The organism is Streptomyces sp. NRRL F-525, from assembly GCF_000716605.1.
In the GTDB taxonomy this organism is placed as follows: domain Bacteria; phylum Actinomycetota; class Actinomycetes; order Streptomycetales; family Streptomycetaceae; genus Streptomyces.
In genome coordinates this window covers 44,924-64,118 of the sequence record NZ_JNXE01000011.1, presented here as the reverse complement: position 1 = coordinate 64,118, position 19,195 = coordinate 44,924, and the positions used below count along the sequence as shown (strand labels likewise).

General features: G+C 69.5%; 17 protein-coding genes. 2 read left to right on the top strand and 15 right to left on the bottom strand.

From position 1 onward, the window contains the following. Window positions 1–15: 15 nt before the first annotated feature. Entirely contained in the window at window positions 16–834 is an 819-nt protein-coding gene (locus OO69_RS17795; protein ID WP_199810971.1) for an ABC transporter ATP-binding protein, read from the top strand. Here OO69_RS17795 and OO69_RS17790 read toward each other — a convergent pair. From OO69_RS17790 to OO69_RS17735, 12 genes are all read right to left on the bottom strand, one after another. Further along, a complete protein-coding gene (locus tag OO69_RS17790; protein WP_033281654.1) occupies window positions 803–2,983 on the bottom strand; it encodes a discoidin domain-containing protein in 2,181 nt (726 codons plus the stop codon). The genes OO69_RS17795 and OO69_RS17790 overlap by 32 nt on opposite strands. Window positions 2,984–3,049: 66 nt before the next feature. Then, window positions 3,050–4,651: a glycoside hydrolase family 13 protein gene (locus OO69_RS17785; RefSeq protein WP_033281653.1), complete on the bottom strand. Its 1,602-nt coding sequence runs from the start codon at window positions 4,649–4,651 to the stop codon at window positions 3,050–3,052. 40 nt (window positions 4,652–4,691) lie between these two features. Continuing rightward, entirely contained in the window at window positions 4,692–5,567 is an 876-nt protein-coding gene (locus tag OO69_RS17780) for a carbohydrate ABC transporter permease (RefSeq protein WP_033281652.1), read from the bottom strand. Further along, a complete protein-coding gene (locus OO69_RS17775) occupies window positions 5,564–6,520 on the bottom strand; it encodes a carbohydrate ABC transporter permease (protein WP_033281651.1) in 957 nt (318 codons plus the stop codon). The genes OO69_RS17780 and OO69_RS17775 overlap by 4 nt, the downstream gene beginning before the upstream one ends. A 4-nt stretch (window positions 6,521–6,524) precedes the next feature. Continuing rightward, window positions 6,525–7,871, bottom strand: coding sequence for an ABC transporter substrate-binding protein (locus OO69_RS17770; protein WP_033281650.1), 1,347 nt, complete (start codon window positions 7,869–7,871; stop codon window positions 6,525–6,527). A 110-nt stretch (window positions 7,872–7,981) separates the two neighbouring features. Further along, window positions 7,982–8,980: a LacI family DNA-binding transcriptional regulator gene (locus OO69_RS17765; protein WP_199810970.1), complete on the bottom strand. Its 999-nt coding sequence runs from the start codon at window positions 8,978–8,980 to the stop codon at window positions 7,982–7,984. An 82-nt stretch (window positions 8,981–9,062) separates the two neighbouring features. After that, window positions 9,063–9,758 (bottom strand): GntR family transcriptional regulator, encoded by a 696-nt coding sequence (locus OO69_RS17760; RefSeq protein ID WP_033281648.1) that lies wholly within the window; start codon window positions 9,756–9,758, stop codon window positions 9,063–9,065. A 69-nt stretch (window positions 9,759–9,827) separates the two neighbouring features. Continuing rightward, a complete protein-coding gene (locus tag OO69_RS17755; protein WP_033281647.1) occupies window positions 9,828–10,829 on the bottom strand; it encodes a proline racemase family protein in 1,002 nt (333 codons plus the stop codon). 40 nt (window positions 10,830–10,869) lie between these two features. Continuing rightward, window positions 10,870–11,766 carry a dihydrodipicolinate synthase family protein gene (locus tag OO69_RS17750; RefSeq protein ID WP_033281646.1) on the bottom strand — a complete coding sequence of 299 codons (897 nt, stop codon included), beginning with the start codon at window positions 11,764–11,766 and terminating at the stop codon, window positions 10,870–10,872. A 54-nt stretch (window positions 11,767–11,820) separates the two neighbouring features. After that, window positions 11,821–13,254 carry an NAD(P)/FAD-dependent oxidoreductase gene (locus OO69_RS17745; RefSeq protein WP_033281645.1) on the bottom strand — a complete coding sequence of 478 codons (1,434 nt, stop codon included), beginning with the start codon at window positions 13,252–13,254 and terminating at the stop codon, window positions 11,821–11,823. Further along, entirely contained in the window at window positions 13,247–13,549 is a 303-nt protein-coding gene (locus OO69_RS17740) for a (2Fe-2S)-binding protein (RefSeq protein WP_033281644.1), read from the bottom strand. The genes OO69_RS17745 and OO69_RS17740 overlap by 8 nt, the downstream gene beginning before the upstream one ends. Continuing rightward, window positions 13,546–14,709 carry an NAD(P)/FAD-dependent oxidoreductase gene (locus OO69_RS17735; RefSeq protein WP_033281643.1) on the bottom strand — a complete coding sequence of 388 codons (1,164 nt, stop codon included), beginning with the start codon at window positions 14,707–14,709 and terminating at the stop codon, window positions 13,546–13,548. Before OO69_RS17735 ends, OO69_RS17740 begins: the two co-directional genes overlap by 4 nt. 62 nt (window positions 14,710–14,771) lie before the next feature. Here OO69_RS17735 and OO69_RS17730 point away from each other — a divergent pair, with 62 nt between their 5' ends. Beyond that, a complete protein-coding gene (locus tag OO69_RS17730; protein WP_199810969.1) occupies window positions 14,772–16,214 on the top strand; it encodes an aminopeptidase P family protein in 1,443 nt (480 codons plus the stop codon). Between the two features lie 41 nt (window positions 16,215–16,255). Here the strand turns inward: OO69_RS17730 and OO69_RS17725 are convergent, their stop codons facing one another. Genes OO69_RS17725 through OO69_RS17715 form a run of 3 tightly spaced genes read right to left on the bottom strand, consistent with a single transcriptional unit; the run spans window position 16,256 to window position 19,188 of the window. Beyond that, a complete protein-coding gene (locus OO69_RS17725; RefSeq protein ID WP_033281642.1) occupies window positions 16,256–17,071 on the bottom strand; it encodes an ABC transporter permease in 816 nt (271 codons plus the stop codon). Between the two features lie 56 nt (window positions 17,072–17,127). Beyond that, window positions 17,128–17,991: an ABC transporter permease gene (locus OO69_RS17720; protein WP_033281641.1), complete on the bottom strand. Its 864-nt coding sequence runs from the start codon at window positions 17,989–17,991 to the stop codon at window positions 17,128–17,130. Between the two features lie 3 nt (window positions 17,992–17,994). Beyond that, a complete protein-coding gene (locus tag OO69_RS17715) occupies window positions 17,995–19,188 on the bottom strand; it encodes an ABC transporter substrate-binding protein (RefSeq protein ID WP_033281780.1) in 1,194 nt (397 codons plus the stop codon). Window positions 19,189–19,195: the final 7 nt, after the last annotated feature.

The following is a 19,195-nucleotide window of genomic DNA, read 5'->3' as shown; positions in this document are numbered from 1 at the left end:
GTGAAAGGGCGGTCCATGCTCGACGTACGCGGCCTGAACAAGGTCTACGAGGGTTCCGGTCGCCGGGTGGAGGCGGTGCGGGACCTCACCTTCACCGTCGACGCCGGCGAACTCGTCTGTCTCGTCGGCCCGTCGGGCTGCGGCAAGACCACGCTGCTGAAGTGCATGGGCGGCCTGCTCACCCCGACCGCGGGCGAAGTCCTCCTGGGCGGTCGGAAGGTGAGCGGTCCGCCGCCCGGGATGGCGTTCGTGTTCCAGGAGTACGGGCGCAGTCTCTTCCCCTGGATGCGGGTCGGCGAGAACGTCGAACTGCCCCTGAAGCAAAAGAACTTGTCGAAGGCTCGACGGCGTGAGCTGGTGGCGGACGCACTGGAGTCGGTGGGGCTGACGGAGGCCGCGGGTGCGTATCCGTGGCAGCTGTCCGGCGGGATGCAGCAGCGGGTCGCGATCGCCCGCGCGCTCGCCTACGAGCCCGAAGTCCTGCTGATGGACGAGCCGTTCGCGGCGGTCGACGCGCAGACCCGGGCCGATCTGGAGGACCTGGTACGGGGGTTGTGGCGGGAGCGCGGGATCACGATCCTGTTCGTGACCCACGACATCGACGAGGCCGTGTACTTGGGTGAGCGGGTGGTCGTGCTGTCCGCGTCGCCGACCGTCGTGCAGGAGCAGCTGAAGGTCGATCTGCCGGTGGAACGCGACCAGTTGCACACCCGGGTCGCCCCGCGCTTCGCCGAACTGCGGACCCATGTCTACGAGCAGATCCAGGCGGCGAAGCGCGGGACGCTCCCGATTCAGGACCGGCTCACGAAGTCTGATACGCCTCCACTTCGCTGAACTGCGCTGCGGGCCAGCCGGTGTTGGCGGTGACGTTGAGCCGCACATAGCGCAGGTTCGTGCCGCTCGGCAGGGCCACGGTGACCGTGTTCCCGCTCGCCGGGTCGAAGCGGTAGCCGGTGGAGCCGACGACGGTCGAGTAGGCCGAGCCGTCGGTGGAGCCCAGCACGGACAGCGTCTGCGTGCGGGCACCCCACGCGGAGGACGGCGGGAGCTTCAACACCAGCCTGCGCACTGCCTGGTTGGAGCCGAGGTCGACCGTCCAGGCCTGCGGGAAGGCGTTGTTGGCGGACTCCCAGTAGGAGTTGGCGTCGCCGTCGACCGCCTTGCCCGGCGTGTAGACGTCCTGCGAGCCGGTCGCCGTGGCCGGGCGGCCCTTGGCGAGGTTGGTGTTCTGGTCCGGGGGCGGGTTGCCCTGCCCGGGCTGCGGCCAGGTCGAGCAGTCCGACCAGGTGCTGCTCCAGCCGGAGTTGCCGCCGCCGTCGGTGAGGCTGAAGACCCCGGAGCCGGACGGGTAGGGGCAGTTGTAGATGCCGGCCGCGCCGACGCCGCCGGCCTGCACGTTGCTGAACCTGGCCGCGCCCTGCGCCTCGGCCTGGACGACGACCGTGCCGGTGTTCTGCACGCTCGCCCCGCTCACGGTGACGTTGCCGGTCGAGTAGCCGTGCCCGCCGCCGGACACGAACTCGAAGGCACTGTAAGGGCTGTTGGTGATCGTCGTGTTGGTGATGGTGACGGTGGCGTTGACCGCGCTGTCGTAGGAGTCGACGCGCAACGCGCTCATGGGATGGCCCCAGTTGGGGTTGATCGCGCCGGTGCGGACGAGGGTGTTGCCGTCGACCGTGATGGTGCCGGCGAGCGGGGAGAAGGGGTCGAGGAACTTCTGGTTGGAGATCGCGATGCCGCTGCCGAGGGCGTTGGTGTCGGAGACCAGGTTGTTCCTGACCACGATGTTCGTGCCGCCGTAGATCGCGATGCCGTTGGCGAGGTTCGGCTGGGAGATGGTGTTGTTCTCGAAACTGCTGTTGGTGTCCGGGGAGTTGAGCGACCACATGGCGAGGGAGTCGTCGCCCTGGTTACGGAGGAAATTGTTGCGGACGATGACGCCGTGGGCGTTGCCGTTGAGGTTGAGGCCGTCGGCGGTGGTGTCGAGGATGCGGTTGTTCTCGACGACGAGGTTGTCGTTGTTGCCCGTCAGCCAGAGGCCGACCTTGAGGTGCTGGATCCACATCCCGGAGACCGAACTGCCCGGTCCCAGCGACCCGTTGACGAAGTTGTCCGGGTTGGAGTCGACGCGCTCGGTGACCTCGCCGATGACCGCGAAGTCCTTGATGTGGACGCCGCCGGAGGAGCTGGACTGGTCGATGAAGCGCGAGGTGTGCACGACCGAGTACCACTGACCGGCGCCCTGGAGCGTCACGTTCTGCACACCGCTGAGCGAGGAGGTGAGCCGGTAGTCGCCCGGCGGGATCCACACCACTCCCCCTTGCGCGGCGGAGATGGCGTCCCGGAAGGCCTGGGTGGAGTCGCCCGCGCCGCTGGGGTCGGCGCCCTTGGAGACCACGGACACCGAACCGGCGGGCTGCGCGGCGGCCCCGGCGACCTGCTCGAAGTCGGCGACGTCGACGGTGACTTGGGTGCCCGTCGCCACGAAAGCGACCTTGTCGCCCTGCTGCACGTTCTGGCCGAGCAGGAGCCGGGAGTTGTCGAAGAAGTGGTGCGTCTTGGCGCCCGCGATCCAACTCGTGTCGACGTACGAGTACTTGGACGTCACCGCGAGCGTCTTGCTGATCTTGACACCGTTGACGTACACGTCGAGGCTGCCGCTCTGGCCGTCCGGGACGTTGTAGGACACGTTCACGGCGTTGGCCGCGCGCGGCACGGTGAACTCGACGCGCTGCCCGGAGGTGAGCCGTACGGCCTGGCGTCCGGAGGCCTCGGAGGCGAGGGTCCCCTGGGTGTAGTCGGGGCCGATCTTCGTGCCGGTGGTGGTGGCCGACTCGGCCTCGACGGAGGTGAAGGGGAGGGAGGCGCCCGAGGCGGCGTGGGCGGCGGCGGGGGTCAGGGCGACGAGCATGCCGGCGGCGAGCGCGACGGCCGTACTCATGATTGGCATGCGCCTGACAGATCGCAAGGTGGTGCTGTGCATGTGCTGATCCCTTCGAGGTGGGGGTGCGGGGATAGCGGATGCAGGGTGGCGGCCGAGGGCCGGCGGCTATGCGGTGCGCAGCCAGGCGGCCGTGTCCCGCGGCAGGCGTCCCTGGTCGTCCAGGGGGCCGCTGTTCAGCAGGAGGTGGGTGTGGGCGGGGAGGTCGGCGGGCGCGTCGGCGAGGTTGACCACGCAGGTCACGCCCTCCGCGCGGGCGAAGGCGAGGACGCCGTCGGGGGCGGGCAGCCAGGTGAGGGGGCCGTCGCCGAAGACCGGCCGGAGGTGGATCGCCTCGCGGTAGAGGTTGAGTATGGAGTCGGCGGTCCGCTGCTGACGGTCGACCGCATACGATGTCCAGCCGACCGGCTGCGGCAGCCACGGCTCATCGCGCGAACCGAAGCCCGCGTACGGTGCCCCCTCGATCCAGGGCAGCGGCACCCGGCAGCCGTCGCGGCCGGGGTCGGTGCCGCCGGACCGGAGGTACATCGGATCCTGTATGCGGTCGACGGGCAGCTCGACCTCGGGCAGTCCCAGCTCCTCCCCCTGGTAGAGGTAGACGACCCCGGGCAGGGCCAGCGAGAGCAGGGCGGCCGCCCGTGCGCGCCGGGTGCCGAGGGCGAGGTCGGTCGGGGTGCCGAAGGCCTTGGTGGCGAAGTCGAAGCCGGTGTCGGCGCGGCCGTAGCGGGTAACCGTGCGGGTCACGTCGTGGTTGCACAGGACCCAGGTGGCGGGCGCGCCGATCGGGGTGTGCTCGGCGAGGGTCTCGTCGATCGAGGCGCGCAGCCGGTCCGGGTCCCAAGGGCAGGACAGGAACGCGAAGTTGAAGGCGGTGTGCAGTTCGTCGGGGCGCAGGTAGCGGGCGAAGCGTTCGGTGTCGGGGAGCCAGACCTCGCCGACGAAGACGCCGCCGTACTCGTCGGCCACGGCCCGCCAGGAGCGGTAGATGTCGTGGAGTTCGTCGCGGTCGACGAAGGGGTTCGGGTCGCGGCCCTCGACGAAGTCGGGCAGTTCCGGGTCCTTGGCGAGCAGCGCCGCCGAGTCGATGCGGACGCCCTCGACGCCGCGCTCGAACCAGAAGCGCAGGATGTCCTCGTGCTCCTGACGCACCGCCGGGTGGGCCCAGTTGAGGTCGGGCTGCTCGGGGGTGAACAGGTGGAGGTACCAGTCGCCGTCGGGGAGGCGGGTCCACACGGGTTCGGTGGAGGCGGCGAACTGGGACGGCCAGTCGTTGGGCGGGAGTTCACCGTGTTCGCCGCGTCCCGGGCGGAAGTGGAAGAGGTCGCGCTCGGGGCCACCGGCGAGGGCGGCGCGGAACCACGGGTGCTGGTCGGAGACGTGGTTGGGCACGATGTCGACGATCGTGCGGATGCCCAACTCCCGTGCCTCGGCGATGAGTTTCTCGGCCTCGGCGAGGGAGCCGAAGGCCGGGTCGATGGCGCGGTAGTCGGCGACGTCGTAGCCGCCGTCCTTCATCGGCGACAGGTACCAGGGGGTGAACCACAGGGCGTCCACGCCGAGTTGGGCGAGATAGGGCAGTCGGGAGCGGACGCCGGCGAGGTCGCCGGTGCCGTCGCCGTCGCCGTCCGCGAAGCTGCGGACGTAGACCTGGTAGATGACGGCGGAGCGCCACCAGTCGTCCTGGCTCTGGGCAGGGGTGGGCTGTCCCACGGTGCTGGCCTTTCTGTCGGGGGCGTCGAAGGGGGCGGTGTCAGCCCTTCGTGCTGCCCGCGCTGATCCCGGCGATGATGTGCCGCTGGAAGACCAGGAACATCGCGACCATGGGGATGCTCGCGATCACCATCGCGGCGATGAGCACGGTCAGTTGGATGTTCTGGGACAGCTGGACGAGTGCCACGCTGATCGGCTGTTTGTCGGTGTCGGAGAAGACCATCAGCGGCCACAGGAAGTCCTGCCAGACGGCGACGAGCGCGAAGATCGACACGACGCCGAGCACGGGGCGGGACATGGGCAGGACGATGGACCACAGGATGCGGAGTTTCCCGGCGCCGTCGATCTCGGCGGCTTCCATGACGTCGCGCGGGAGTTGGTCGAAGAACCGCTTGAGGAGATACAGGTTGAAGGCGTTGGCGACTGCGGGCAGCCAGATGCCGAGGGGGCTGTTGAGCAGGCTGGTGTGGATCAGCGGGAGGTCGGCGGCGGTCAGGTACTTGGGTACGACCAGGGCCTGGGCCGGGACCATCAGCGTCGCCAGGATGCCGCCGAGGATCAACTTGCCGAAGGCGGGCTTGAGTTTGGACAGGGCGTAGGCGGCGGCCGTGCAGAGGACCAGCTGGAACGCCCAGGCGCCGGCGGCCTGGACGACCGTGTTCCACAGGTGTTCCGGGAGCTGCATCAGGTCCCAGGCGTCGGTGTAGCCGCTGATGTGCAGGTGGTGCGGCACGATCGTGGGCGGGGTCTGCGCGATCTCGTCCGGCGACTTCATCGCGCCGGTGACCATCCAGTAGACGGGGAAGAGGAAGGCGAGGGCGAAGAGCACGACGACGCCGGTGAACACCGTCCAGTAGACGGCCTTTCCGCGCGGCCGGGCGAGGCTGGCCGGGGAGAGCAGCGTGCGGGTGGTCACAGGTCGTCCTCTCCGGAGCGGGTCAGCCGCAGATAGAGGGCCGAGAAGACGCCGAGCAGCACGAGGAGCATCACGCTGAGCGCGCAGGCGCCGCCGAAGTCGTTGTAGAGGAAGGCGTATTTGTAGATCAGGTAGAGGACGGTGACGGTGGCGCTCTCCGGTCCGCCGCCGGTGATGACGAACGGTTCGGTGAACACCTGCATCGTGGCGATGATCTGAAGGAGCATCAGCATCAGGATGACGAACCGGGTCTGAGGGATCGTCACATGCCGGACGCGTTGCAGCAGGCTCGCGCCGTCCAGTTCTGCGGCCTCGTACAGCTCGCCCGGGATGGACTGGAGCGCGGCCAGGTAGATCAGGACGGTGCCGCCCAGGTTGGCCCAAGTGGCCACGATCACCAGGGAGATGAGGGCGGTGTCGGTGCCGTTGGACCAGTTCGAGGTGGGCAGGTGCAGGAAGCGCAGCGTCTCGTTGGCGAGGCCGGCTCCCGGGTCGTAGAACCACTTCCACAGCAGGGCGGTGACCACCGGCGGGATCATCACCGGGAGGTAGACGACGACCCTGAAGAACGCCTTCCAGTGCCTCAACTCGTTGAGGACCAGGGCGAGTACGAACGGGATCGCGAAGCCGATGAGCAGGGCCAGCACCGTGAAGACGAGGGTGTTGCGCCACGCATCGGCGAACTCGGGGTCGTGCCAGACCTGGGTGAAGTTGTCGGTGCCGACCCACTCGGGCGAGGAGCCGGGCGTGTACTTCTGGAAGGCGATCACGACCGCGCGGATCGCCGGGTACCAGGAGAACAGGGCGAAGCAGATCAGGCCGCCGATGAGGAAGGCGTAGGCGCGGGCCTGGTCGATGAGGCGGCGCCGCCCCAACCCCCTTGGCGGGGGCGGCGCCTGGACCTGTCGTACCGCCGTCGGCTCGACGGGACTCCGGGTGGCCGTCCGGGTCATCGGGTCAGCCCCGGGCCAGGATGCCGTCGATCTTTCCGGAGGCGTCCTTGAGGAGTTGGTCGATGTTCGCGTCCTTCTTGGTGAGGACGGCGGAGACGGCTCCGTCGAGGACGGAGTAGATCTGCTGGGCGTCCGGCGGCTCGATCTTCATCTGGAGCGACTGGTTGCCGTCGAGGAAGGCCTGGTAATTCGCCACCGGGACATTGGAGTTGGCCTTCTTGACCTGCTGGTCCTTGGCGTCGGCGGCGCCGCTGAACAGGCGCGGTTCGGGCAGTCCGACGGGTGCGTTGGCCTTCTTGGCGCGGGCGTAGTCGCCGAGGAAGCCGCTGCCCGGGGTGAGGAACATGCTGTCGAGCCACTTGAGGCCGGCGCGGATCTGGGCGGGCGTGTCGTGCTTGTTGAACATGTAGCCGTCGCCGCCGATGAGCGTGCCCTGGCCGCCGGGCATCGGGCCGAGGGCGAGGTCGTCGTAGTTGCCGCCCTTCTCCTTGACCAGGATCGGGATGTTGTCCGGCGCGGAGAGGTACATGCCGAGCTTGCCCGAACCCATCAGCTGCTGCACGTCGTTGATGACCAGGAGCTGCTTGCTGCCCATCGAGTTGTCGGTCCAGCGCATGTCGTGCAGGTTCTGCAGCACGGCGTGGCCCTGGGGCGTGTCGATGGTCGCCTTCTTGCCGTCGGCGCTGACTACGTCGCCGCCCTGCGAGTACATCTCGGCGGTGAAGTGCCAACCCCCTTGGTTCTGGGCGCTGTAGTCGGCGTAGCCGACGGTGCCGTTGCCGAGCGCGGCTATCTTCTTGGCGTCGGCCCGGACCTCGGCCCAGGTCGTCGGCGCCTTGTCGGGGTCGAGGCCGGCCTGCTGGAAGAGCTTGCGGTTGTAGATCAGGCCCATCGAGTAGCCGGTGCGCGGGATGCCGTAGATCTTGCCGTCGACGGTGTAGATGTCACGCAGCTGCTTCTGCAGCGTGTCGTAACTCTTCAACTCCTTGATGTACGGCGTGAGATCGGCGGCCTGGTTGATGTCGACGACGTGCTTGGCGTCGGTGAAGTACGTGTAGAACACGTCCTCCATCTGGCCGCCGGCGAGTTTGGCGTCGAAGGTCTTCGGGTCCTGGCAGGGGAACGCGTCGTGGGTGACGACGTCGATGTCCGGGTTCTTCTTCTCGAAGGCCGCGACATCGGAGTCGAAGAACTTGCGGTCGACCTTGGCGCTCTTGGGCGGCTCGCAGTTGACCGTGATGCGTGTCTTGCCACTCGCCGAGTCGTCGCCGGACCCGCAGGCGGAGGCAGTGAGCGCGAGAGAACAGACGCCGATCGCGGCGAAGGTGCGGCGGAACCCGGTGCTTCTCATCGGTGGACCCCTCTGGGCAGGAGCGGTGGGCGCCGCACACTCAAGCACCGCCGACACCTGTCCGCAAGATGTCGCGCAGAATCTGTAATTATTCGACAGCGCGCTGACGCTCAGCCGCGCGGGGCTTGCGCGGTGGAACCACGCACTACCAGTTCCGGTTCGAAGAGCAGCTCCTCGGCCGGTACGGCGGTGCCGCCGACCTGTGAGTTGAGCAGCTCCACGGCGGCCCGGCCCATGGCCTCGATGGGCTGGCGGACGGTGGTCAGCGGGGGCTCGGTGCAGTTCATGAAGGCGGAGTCGTCGTAACCCACGACAGAAATCTGTGACGGGACGTCAAGTCCCTTGCGGCGGGCGGCCCTTATCGCACCCAGGGCGAGGGGGTCGCTGGCGCAGATGATGCCGGTGACGCCCCGGTCGATCAGCCGGGAGGCCGCGGCGTGGCCGCCCTCGATGGAGAAGATGGCGCGGGCGACGAACTCGTCGGGCAGGTCGGCCGCCAGGGCCCGCGCGGCGGCCAACTTCCTTGCGGACGGCATGTGGTCGGCGGGGCCGAGGACGAGCCCGATGCGCTCGTGGCCGAGGGAGGCGAGGTGCCGCCAGGCCTGCTCGACGGCGACCGCGTCGTCGCAGGACACGGCCGGGAAACCGAGGTGGTCGATGGCCGCGTTGACCAGGACGACCGGGATGTTGCGCTCGGCGAGCAGCCGGTAGTGGTCGTGCGGCGCGTCCGCCTGCGCGTAGAGCCCGCCGGCGAACACGACGCCGGAGACCTGCTGTTGGAGCAGCAGGGTCACGTAGTCGGCCTCGGAGACGCCGCCCTTGGTCTGGGTGCAGAGCACCGGGGTCAGACCGAGTTGGGCGAGCGCGCCGCCGATCACCTCGGCGAAGGCGGGGAAGATGGGGTTCTGCAGCTCGGGCAGCACCAGACCCACGAGCCGCGCGCGCTCCCCGCGCAACTGCGTGGGCCGCTCGTAGCCCAGAACGTCCAGGGCGGAGAGCACCGCCTGCCGGGTGGGCTCGGAGACTCCGGGTTTGCCGTTGAGCACCCGGCTGACCGTGGCCTCGCTGACCCCGACCTTCTTCGCCACCTCAGCAAGTCGTCGCGTCATGTGCGCAAGAATAGCGCAAGATACGCAAGTGGTTTGCGTTATGAGGCGTTCGGATCAAGCCGTTCCCGGCTCCCGGCCCCGGTCAGTCGTGGGCGGCCCACAGTCCGCGGACGTGCCCCAGGTGCCGGGTCATGATGTCACGCACGGCCGCCTTGTCACGGTCCAACAGCGCGTCCAGCAGCTCCAGATGCTCCTGCGCGGAGGCCAGCAACCGCCCTGCCTTGACGAGGGCGGTCAGCCCGTAGAGGCGGGACCGCCCCCGCAGATCACCGACGACCTCGACGAGGTGGGCGTTGCCCGCGAGCGCGAGCAACCCGAGATGGAAGCGGGTGTCCGCCTCGACGTACGCGATGAGGTCACCGGCCACGGCCGCGTGGACGATCTCCCGGGCGGCCGGGCGCAGCGCCTCCAGCGAGACGGGGTCGGCGGTCCCGGCCAGCCCCACCACCGTGGGGATCTCGATCAGGGCGCGGATGTGCGTGTACTCGTCGAGCTGCTTCTCGGAGACGGCGGTGACCCGGAACCCCTTGTTCGGGACGGTGTCCACCAGCCCCTCCTTGGCCAGGTCCAGCATGGCCTCGCGCACCGGGGTCGCCGAGACACCGAAGCGGGCGGCGAGTGTCGGCGCGGAGTACACCTCGCCGGGCCGCAGCTCCCCCGCGATCATCGCGGCCCGCAGGGCGTCGACGACCCGCTCGCGATAACTGCTCTTCTTGCCGCCCAGCGTGGGCAGGTCCGGAGCGGTGGCGGGCGGGGCGCTGGCTCGCTGGACGGCCATCGGAAGTCTCCTAGTGGTGCAAGGTCACCCACGGTGCAATGTCACGCGTGACCGGCCATTATCCCCGGTCTAGAGGATGAATCCGCCCGGGAACGGATCGGCGGGATCGAGCAGGTACTGGGCGGTCCCGGTGATCCAGGCCCGGCCGGTGAAGCTGGGCACGACGGCGGGGACTCCGGCGACCTCGGTGGTGTCGAGGAGCCGCCCGGTGAACTGCGTACCGATGAAGGACTCGTTCACGAACTCGGTGTGCAAAGGGAGTTCACCGCGCGCGTGGAGCTGCGCCATGCGGGCGCTGGTGCCCGTTCCGCAGGGTGAGCGGTCGAACCAGCCCGGGTGGATCGCCATCGCGTGTCGGGAGTACCGGGCGGTGGCGCCGGGCGCGTACAGGTGGACGTGATGGCAGCCGCGAATGGAGTCGTCCTCGGGGTGGACCGGCTCGTCCCGGTCGTTGATCGCCTCCATGAGGGACAGGCCCGCCTTGATGATGTCGTCCTTGCGGGACCGGTCCAACGGCAGCTCGAACTGGTCCAGCGGCAGGATGGCGTAGAAATTGCCGCCGTACGCCATGTCGTATGTCACCGTCCGCCCGTCGGCGAGGGTGATCTTGCGGTCGAGGCCGACGGAGAACGACGGGACGTTCTTGAGGGTGACGTTCTTCGCCGCGCCGTTCTCTACTGCGACTTCGGCGACGACGAGTCCGGCCGGGGTGTCGAGCCGGATCGTGGTGACCGGCTCGACGACCTCGACCATGCCCGTCTCGACGAGCACGGTGGCCACGCCGATCGTGCCGTGCCCGCACATCGGCAGATAGCCGGAGACCTCGATGTAGACGACGCCCCAGTCACAGTCGGGGCGGGTGGGCGGCTGGAGGATCGCGCCGCTCATCGCGGAGTGGCCGCGCGGCTCGTTCATCAGGAACTGCCGGATCTGGTCGCGGTGTTCGCGGAAGTACAGCCGCCGCTCGTTCATGGTCGCACCGGGGATCGTGCCGATGCCGCCGGCGATCACGCGGGTGGGCATGCCCTCGGTGTGCGAGTCGACGGCGTGCAGGACGAGTTTGCTGCGCATGACGCTCCTGATGAATGCCGGTGAACCACTGTGCCGTTGACTACGCGAGCCCCGCCGCGACCGCCTTCTCGGTGGCCGCCCGCACGGTCGCCTCCTGCTCGGGCAGCAGCGGGACGCGCGGCGGACGGACCGGTCCGCCGTGCCGACCCACGATGTCCATGGACAGCTTGATGGCCTGCACGAACTCGACCTTGGAGTCCCAGCGCAACAGCGGGTGCAGCTGCTCGTACAGCTTCTTCGCCGTGGCCAGGTCGCCGTCGACCGCCGCGTGGTACAGCTCGACGGACGCGGCGGGCAGCGCGTTCGGGTAACCCGCGACCCAACCCTTCGCACCCGCGAGCGCGAGCTCCAGCAGGACGTCGTCGGCACCGATCAACAGATCGAGTTCCGGGGCGAGTTCGGCGAGCTGGTAGGCGCGGCGGACATCGCCGGAGAACTCCTTGACGGCCTGGATGTACCCCTCGCCGTGCAGCTTCGCGAGCAGCTCCGGCACCAGGTCGACCTTGGTGTCGATGGGGTTGTTGTACGCCACGATCGGCACGCCCGCCTTCGCGACCTCGGCGTAGTGCGCGAGGACCGAACGCTCGTCGGCGCGATAGGCGTTGGGCGGCAGCAGCATCACGGAGGCACAGCCGGCGTCGCGCGCCTGCTCGGCCCAGCGGCGGGACTCGGCGGAGCCGTAGGCGGCGACACCGGGCATCACGCGAGCGCCGCCGATCGCGGCGACGGCCGTCTCGACGACCTTGGCGCGCTCCTCGGGCGTGAGTACCTGGTACTCGCCGAGCGAGCCGTTCGGCACGACACCGTCGCAGCCGTTCTCGACCAGCCAGGCGCAGTGCTCGGCGAACTTGTCGTAGTCGACGGCGAGTTCGGAGGTCAGCGGGAGGGCGGTGGCGACGAGGACGCCGCGCCAGGGGCGGTTCGGGGTGGTGGTCATAGGGAGTCCCATCTCGATAGCTCGTGGCATTTCACTGGTGAACAGGGCGTACGGTCAGTCCGGCGCAGGTTCGGACTCCCCGGCACGGGCCAGCACCCCGAGCGGTACGGGCCGCGCGAACGGCCGCCGGGACGGGGCGAGTTCACATCCGGCCAGCCCCGCGACGGCGGGCCCGCACATCCGCCCTTGGCACCAGCCCATCCCGGCCCGCGTCAGCAGCTTCACGGTCCGTACGTCACCGGCGCCGAGCCCGTCCACGGCCTCGCGGATCGCTCCCCCGGTGACCTCCTCGCAGCGGCAGACCACGGTGTCGTCGGTGACGAGATCGGTCCAACGGGCGGGCGGTGCGTACACGGTGTCGAGGGCGGCGAAGAACTCCCGCAGTTTCGTACGGGACTTGGCGGCCGACGCCCACGAACTCGGGTCGGGTTCGGTGCCGTTCAGGCGCGCGGCGGCGGAGCGTCCCGCGATGTGCCCCTCGGCGAGGGAGAGCGCCGCGCCGCCGATGCCGGTGGCCTCACCGGCCGCCCAGACACCGGGGACATCGGTGCGCTGCTCGTCGTCGACCTGGACGTCGACTCCGTCGAGCCCGCAGCCCAGCGTCTCCGCGAGGTCGGTGTGCGGGAGCATGCCGTGCCCGACGGCGAGCGTGTCGCACGCGATCCGGCGTTCGGTACCGGGCCGGACACGCCCGTCGGGGTCGAGTGCGGCGACGGTCACCGCCTCCAGCCGCTCGTCGCCATGGGCCTCGACGACAACGCTCCGGGTGAGCAACTTGATTCGGTGGCGCAGGAGTTGGGCCGCGTACCGGGCGCCCTCGGCGACCTTGCCGGGCTGTGCGGCGAGTGCTCGAGTTCGTCGTACGAACGCCTTGGGGTCGGCGGACTCGACGAGGGCGGCCACCTCGACTCCGGCTGCCGCGAGGCCGGTCGCCACGGGGAGGAGGAGCGGGCCGGTACCGGCGACCACGGCGGTGCGTCCGGAGACGGCGAGGGTGCCCTTCAGCATGGCCTGGGCGCCGCCCGCGGTGAGGACCCCGGGAACGGTCCAACCGGGGAACGGGAGGACCTTCTCGTAGCCGCCGGTGGCGAGGAGGACGGCGTCGGCGTGTACCTCGACCGGGGCATCCTGGGTGGGGCCGAGGAGGGCGTGCACGGTGAAGGCGTCTCGGGCAGCACCGCCGGACCGTTGCTTCAACCGCCGTTCCACGAGCCACACATGATGGTCCGTCAAATGCCGCACGCGGCCCGCCTCCACGTGTCGCGCGAGGGCGTCCCTCAGTCGCTCCCAGGTCCGCCACTGGTGGTGCAGGGCCTGCGGGCGTCCGGCGTTCAGTTCGGTGGCGGGCTGTCGGTAGAACTGGCCGCCCGCCTGCGCCGCCGAGTCGATCAGGGTGACGCGGACGCCGTGGGCCGCGGCGGCGACGGTGGCGGCGAGTCCCGCCGGGCCCGCGCCGATCACGGCGAGGTGCGGTCGGTCGTCAGCCATCGTGGCCCGTCCCCTCCTGCGTACGGATGGTGTCGCCCGGACGCAGGGGCACCAGGCAAGCCCGTTGGTTCGGGCGGGAGTTGACGGTGACGAGGCAGTCGTAGCAGACGCCGATCCCGCAGAAGACGCCGCGTGGGCGGCCCTCGCCCCGGGTGGTGCGCCAGGACGTCACGCCCGCCGTCCACAGTGCGGCGGCGACGGTCTGGCCGGGGAGGGCCTCGATCGCGCGGCCGTCGAGGGTGACCGTGAAGGCCTGGCCCGGGTGGGCGTCGGCGAGGTCCAGTGGGGAGTTCACGCGGACGCCTCCTCGGGGAACTCTGGGAAACGGTCGGGCCGGAAGGGCGTCATGTCGAGGTCCGGGGTCTTGTCGCCCAGCAGTTGGGCGATCAAGTGCCCTGTCCCGGTGGCGAGTCCGATGCCCGCGCCCTCGTGCCCGCAGGCGTGGACGAGGCCGGGGACGCGGGGATCGGGGCCGATGGCGGGGAGATGGTCCGGCATGTACGGGCGGAAGCCGAGGTAGGAGCGCATCGCGTGGACGTCGGACAGGAATGGGAACAGCTTCGTCGCGCCCGCCGCCAGCGCCCGGACGACCGGCAGTGAGAACTCCCGGTCGAAGCCCACGCGTTCGCGGCTCGCGCCGATCAGGACCGGTCCAGCGGCCGTGCCCTCCACCACCGGTGAGGTCTGGAGCGCGGCCGAGTCGCTGGCCACGTCGGCCACGTAGTCGGCGGCGTACACCTTGTGCCGGACCAGGCGGGGCAGCGGTTCGGTGACGAGGACGAAGCCGCGGCGCGGGAGGACGGGGAGGGTGACTCCGGCGAGGGCGGCGACTTCGCCGCCCCAGGTACCGGCCGCGTTGACGACCGTGGGGGCGAGGATGTCGCCCCGGTCCGTGCGGACGCCGTCGACCGTGCCGTCCGCCCTGAGGAGTACGTCCGTCACCGTACGGCCGGTGAGCAGGCGGGCGCCCGAGGCCCGAACGAGGTGGGCGGCGGCCAGGGCGGGCATCACCTGGCAGTCTTGGGGGTAGTACACGCCGCCCGGGAGGCCGGGGGCGAGGTGGGGTTCGAGGTCGTACAGGGCGTCGCCTTGGACCGGTCCAGCGACGACTCCGGCGGTGCGCTGCGCGTCGGCGAAGCGCTCCAGTGCGGTGAGCCCGTCGGGCGTGGAGGCCACGACGAGGCCGCCCTTCGCCTCGTACTCGACGAACTCCCCCAGCTCCTCGGCGAGTTGTGCCCACAGGCGGCCGGAGAGGAGGGCGAGGTCGAGTTCCGGGCCCGGCTCCTTGTCGGAGACGAGCAGGTTGCCCTCGCCGGCGCCGGTCGTGCCGCCGGAGACCGGGCCGCGGTCCACGATGACGACGTCGAGGCCCGCCCGGGCCGCGTAGAGGGCGCAGGCCGCGCCCACCATTCCGGCTCCGACGACCACGACATCGCAGGTCAGTCGCTTGCTCACAGCAGTACTATGTCACATGACTCTCTAGCTGGGTATGTTTCCACGCGGATCTCCGCACCCGCATGTCACCACACACGGAAGAGGTGCCCGACGTGGTCAAGGGCCGAAAGAACGGTCTGTACCAAGGAATCTCCGACGAGCTGTCCGCCCTGATGCGGACCGGTTGGGCCGACACCGAGCGCACGGATCTGGAGCCGACCGAACAGGCACCGCACGCGGCGCGCCGCCGGGCCGCGCTGTCCGCGCTCTTCCCGGGCGAGCGCCTCGTCGTGCCGTCCGGGAAGCTCCTGATCCGCTCGAACGACGACCACCACCCGTTCCGCCCGTACTCCGGCTATGTGCACCTCACCGGCGACCAGGCACGCGACGGTGCCCTGGTCCTGGAGCCCCGCGCCGACGGCGGCCACGACGCGCACTGCTACCAGCTCCCTCGCGACAGCCGGGACACCGACGAGTTCTGGACCGGCTACACCGCCGAGCTGTGGATGGGCCGCCGCCGCTCGCTCGCCGAGTCGGCGCAGGTGCTCGGGCTGCCCTGCCGTGACATCCGCACGATCGCCGAGGACCTGGCGAAGACCTCCGGGACACCCACCCGCATCGTCCGCGGCGTCGACCCGGCCCTGGACGCGGCGCTCGACACCGACGAGGATCACGACGACGACTTCGAGTCGGCCGTCTCCGGACTGCGGCTGGTCAAGGACGCGTGGGAGATCGGCGAGATGCGCCGGGCCGTCGACTCCACGGTGCGCGGATTCACCGATGTCGTAAGGGAGTTGTCGCAGGCGGTCGCCACCTCGGAGCGCTGGATCGAGGGCACCTTCTTCCGCCGGGCACGCGTCGAGGGCAACCACGTCGGCTACGGCTCGATCTGCGCCGCCGGCGAGCACGCCACGATCATGCACTGGACCGACAACGACGGCCCGGTCCGCCCCGGCGAACTCCTCCTGCTGGACGCGGGAGTCGAGACGCACAGCCTCTACACCGCCGACGTCACCCGCACCCTCCCGATCAACGGCACGTTCTCCCCGGTCCAACGCCAGGTCTACGACGCGGTGTTCGAGGCCCAGGAGGCCGGCATGGCGGCGGTGAAGCCGGGTGCGCACTACCGGGACTTCCACGAGGCGGCCCAACGGTCCCTGGCCGAACGGCTGGTGGAGTGGGGCTTCATCGAGGGGCCGGCCGAGCGTGCGTACGAGCTGGCGCTCCAGCGGCGGTTCACGATGGCCGGCACCGGGCACATGCTCGGGCTCGACGTCCACGACTGCGCCCGGGCGCGCAACGAGGAGTACGTGGACGGGGTTCTCGAACCCGGCATGGTGCTCACCGTCGAGCCGGGCCTGTACTTCCAGCCCGACGATCTGACGGTGCCGGAGGAGTGGCGGGGCATCGGCGTGCGGATCGAGGACGATCTGCTGGTGACGGCGGACGGTTACGAGAACCTGTCGGCGGGGTTGCCGCGCTCGGCCGACGAAGTCGAGGCGTGGATGCGGGAGTTCGCGGGCTGAGCGGGTCGACTGGTCGCCCCGGCGGTCGGGGTGACCAGTCGTCAGACGCGGCTGGCGGTGGCCGTGTCGGCGGACAGTCGCTGGGCAACGTAGATCGGGAGGACGGAGAGCAGGACGAGCACCGCGGCCACCACGTTGACCACGGGGGCCTGTTGGGGCCGGGTCATGTTGTTGAAGATCCAGATCGGGAGGGTCTCGATGCCGGGCCCGGCGGTGAACGTGGTGACCACGATCTCGTCGAAGGACAGCGCGAACGCGAGCAGTCCGCCCGCGAGGAGCGCCGAGCGCACCAGCGGGAAGGTGACGTCGACGAAGGCGCGGAAGGTGTCGGCGCCCAGGTCCATCGCGGCTTCCTCGTACGACCCGGAGGTGCGGCGGAGGCGGGCGACGACGTTGTTGAAGACGACGACGATGCAGAAGGTGGCGTGCCCGACGATCACCGTGAACAGGCCGAGGCCCACGCCGAGCGGCTCAAGTACCGTGCTGAACGCCGAGTTGAGGGCGATGCCCGTGACGATGCCGGGCAGCGCGATCGGCAGGACGACCACGAAGGAGATGGCGTCGCGGCCGAAGAAGCGGTACCGGGCGACCGCGAAGGCGATCAGCGTGCCGAGCACCAGGGCGATCGCGGTGGCGCCGAGACCGGCCTTCACGGAGACCCAAAGGGCCGCGCGGGCACCGGAGTTCTGCCAGGCGACCGACCACCAGTGCACGGTCAGGCTGGACGGCGGCCAGCTCGCGCTGCGGTCCGGGTTGAGGGAGTTGACCAGGACGAGCAGGAGCGGGACGTAGATCACCGCGAAGCCGAACCCGGCGGCCACGCGCAGGGCGATACGCGCGGAACGGGAGAGCTGCATGACATGTCACCCCCTTCGGAGGCGGTCGAGAAATTCTGAAGGGTTCCTAGAGGCTTCTACAGGCTGCTGAGCGCGCCCGTGCGGCGCATCGCGAGCAGGTACACCACGATGACGACGACGGGGACGGTGCCGAGGGCGGCGGCCATGGGCAGGTTGAGTTCGATGTTGGAGTAGACGAGGTTGCCGATGAGCTGGGTCTTGCCGCCGACGATCTGCACGGTGATGTAGTCGCCGAGGCTGAGCGAGAAGGTGAAGATGGAGCCGGCGGCGACGGACGGCAGCACCATCGGCAGCACGACCGACCGGAACGTCCGCCCGGCCCGCGCGCCCAAGTCGGCCGACGCGTCAAGGAGGTTGGCGGGCAGCTGCTCCAGCGCGGTGTGGATCGGCAGGACCATGTACGGCAGCCAGAGGTACGTGAGGGTGAGGACGGTCGCCGGTAGTCCGAACCCGGGTCCGCTGAGGCCGAACGGCTTCAACATCCAGTCGGCCAGGCCGCCTTGGGACAGGATGAGCCGCCACGCGTACACCTTGACGAGGTAACTGGCCCACAGCGGGGTGAGGATGGCGACCACCAGCAGCGGACGCCACTTCGCCTTGGCGACCCGGGCCGTGTAGAAGGCGAGCGGGAACGCGATCACGGCGCACAGGACGGTGACGGCGAGCGCGACGCCGATGCTGCGCAGGATGACCTGCCGGTACACGGGCACCGTGAACAGCTCGTGGAAGTTGTCGGTCGACCAGACCTTCACCACCTCGGAGGTGAAGGAGTCCGTCGTCCAGAACGCGGAGACGAACAGCACGCTGAGGGAGCCGAGATAGAGCACGGCGAGCCACAGCAGCGGTGCGGTGAGCAGCAGGGAGAGCCGTAGCCGGGGGCGCCGGTACAGCGCCCCCGCGGTCCGGTTCAGCAAGGACATGGCTCAGCCCTTGATCTCGGTCCAGGCCTGTACCCACTTGGCGTACGGCACGCACTTCACGTCCGTACGGCCGTCGAGGCACTGCTCGATGGGCGTGTTCCAGAAGGCGATGTTCTTCCAGTACGCGGTGTCGGCGGCGTGGTAGGTGGTGCAGAAGTTCTTGTCGCTGGTCTCGGCGCACGCCTTGGAGTTGGCGGGGGCCTCGCCGAAGTACTCGGCGACCTGGGCGTTGACCTTCGGGGAGACGATCCAATTGAGCCACTGGTAGGCGCAGTTGGGGTGCTTGGCCTTGGCCGAGATCATCCAGGTGTCGGACCAGCCGGTCGAACCCTCCTTGGGTACGAAGGCCTTGATCTTGGTGCCCTCGTCGGCGGTGAGGTTGGCGATGACCTGCCAGGTGGTGCCGACGACGGAGTCACCGCTCTTGAAGGCGGAGATCTCCTTGAGGTAGTCGCTCCAGTACTCGCCGATGTCCGCGTTCTGCTTCTTCAGCAGGGCGACGGCCGCGTCGAACTGCTTCTGGTCGAGCGCGTAGGGGTCCTTGATCTTCAACTCGGGCTTGGCGGCCTTGAGATAGAGGGCCGCGTCGGCGATGTAGATCGGTGAGTCGTACGCGGTGACGTGCCCCTTGTACTTCGAGGCGTCGTCGAAGACCGCGGCCCAGGAGGTCGGGGCGGGGGTGACCTTCTGGGTGTTGTACATCAGCAGGTTGGCGCCGCGGCCGTGCGGGATGCCGTAGGCCTTGCCCTTGACCGAGTTCCAGGCCTGGAGCTTCAAGTCCGGGAAGATGTCCTTGTAGTTGGGGACCAGGCTGGTGTTGACGGGGGCCGCGTCGCCGGAGGCTATGAGGCGCAGGGAGGCGTCGCCGGAGGCGGAGACGGCGTCGTACTCGCCGGTCTTCATCAGCTTGACCATCTCGTCGGAGCTGGCGGCGACCTTGGAGTTGACCTTGCAGCCCGTCTGCTTCTCGAAGTCGCTGACCCAGTTGACCTTGGGGTCGTTGGAGCCGTCCTCGACATAGCCGGCCCAGGCGATCAGGTTGACCTCGCCCTCGCTCTTGCCGAGCTTCGACTGGGCTTTGAGATCAGGGGGGTTGAGGCCGCTGCCCGACGATCCGCTGTCGGAGGAGCCGCAGGCGGTGGCGGCGAGCAGGACGGCGGCACAGGCCGCCACCTGGAGGGTTCGGGTGAGACGCACGGCGTTC

Excerpts from the sequence above, each read along its gene's own strand:
- OO69_RS17795 (WP_199810971.1), top strand. The coding sequence starts at position 16 with ATGCTCGACGTACGCGGCCTGAACAAGGTCTACGAGGGTTCCGGTCGC.
- OO69_RS17790 (WP_033281654.1), bottom strand. The coding sequence starts at position 2,983 with ATGCACAGCACCACCTTGCGATCTGTCAGGCGCATGCCAATCATGAGT.
- OO69_RS17775 (WP_033281651.1), bottom strand. The coding sequence starts at position 6,520 with ATGACCCGGACGGCCACCCGGAGTCCCGTCGAGCCGACGGCGGTACGA.
- OO69_RS17770 (WP_033281650.1), bottom strand. The coding sequence starts at position 7,871 with ATGAGAAGCACCGGGTTCCGCCGCACCTTCGCCGCGATCGGCGTCTGT.
- OO69_RS17765 (WP_199810970.1), bottom strand. The coding sequence starts at position 8,980 with ATGACGCGACGACTTGCTGAGGTGGCGAAGAAGGTCGGGGTCAGCGAG.
- OO69_RS17760 (WP_033281648.1), bottom strand. The coding sequence starts at position 9,758 with ATGGCCGTCCAGCGAGCCAGCGCCCCGCCCGCCACCGCTCCGGACCTG.
- OO69_RS17755 (WP_033281647.1), bottom strand. The coding sequence starts at position 10,829 with ATGCGCAGCAAACTCGTCCTGCACGCCGTCGACTCGCACACCGAGGGC.
- OO69_RS17750 (WP_033281646.1), bottom strand. The coding sequence starts at position 11,766 with ATGACCACCACCCCGAACCGCCCCTGGCGCGGCGTCCTCGTCGCCACC.
- OO69_RS17745 (WP_033281645.1), bottom strand. The coding sequence starts at position 13,254 with ATGGCTGACGACCGACCGCACCTCGCCGTGATCGGCGCGGGCCCGGCG.
- OO69_RS17730 (WP_199810969.1), top strand. The coding sequence starts at position 14,772 with ATGTCACCACACACGGAAGAGGTGCCCGACGTGGTCAAGGGCCGAAAG.
- OO69_RS17725 (WP_033281642.1), bottom strand. The coding sequence starts at position 17,071 with ATGCAGCTCTCCCGTTCCGCGCGTATCGCCCTGCGCGTGGCCGCCGGG.
- OO69_RS17720 (WP_033281641.1), bottom strand. The coding sequence starts at position 17,991 with ATGTCCTTGCTGAACCGGACCGCGGGGGCGCTGTACCGGCGCCCCCGG.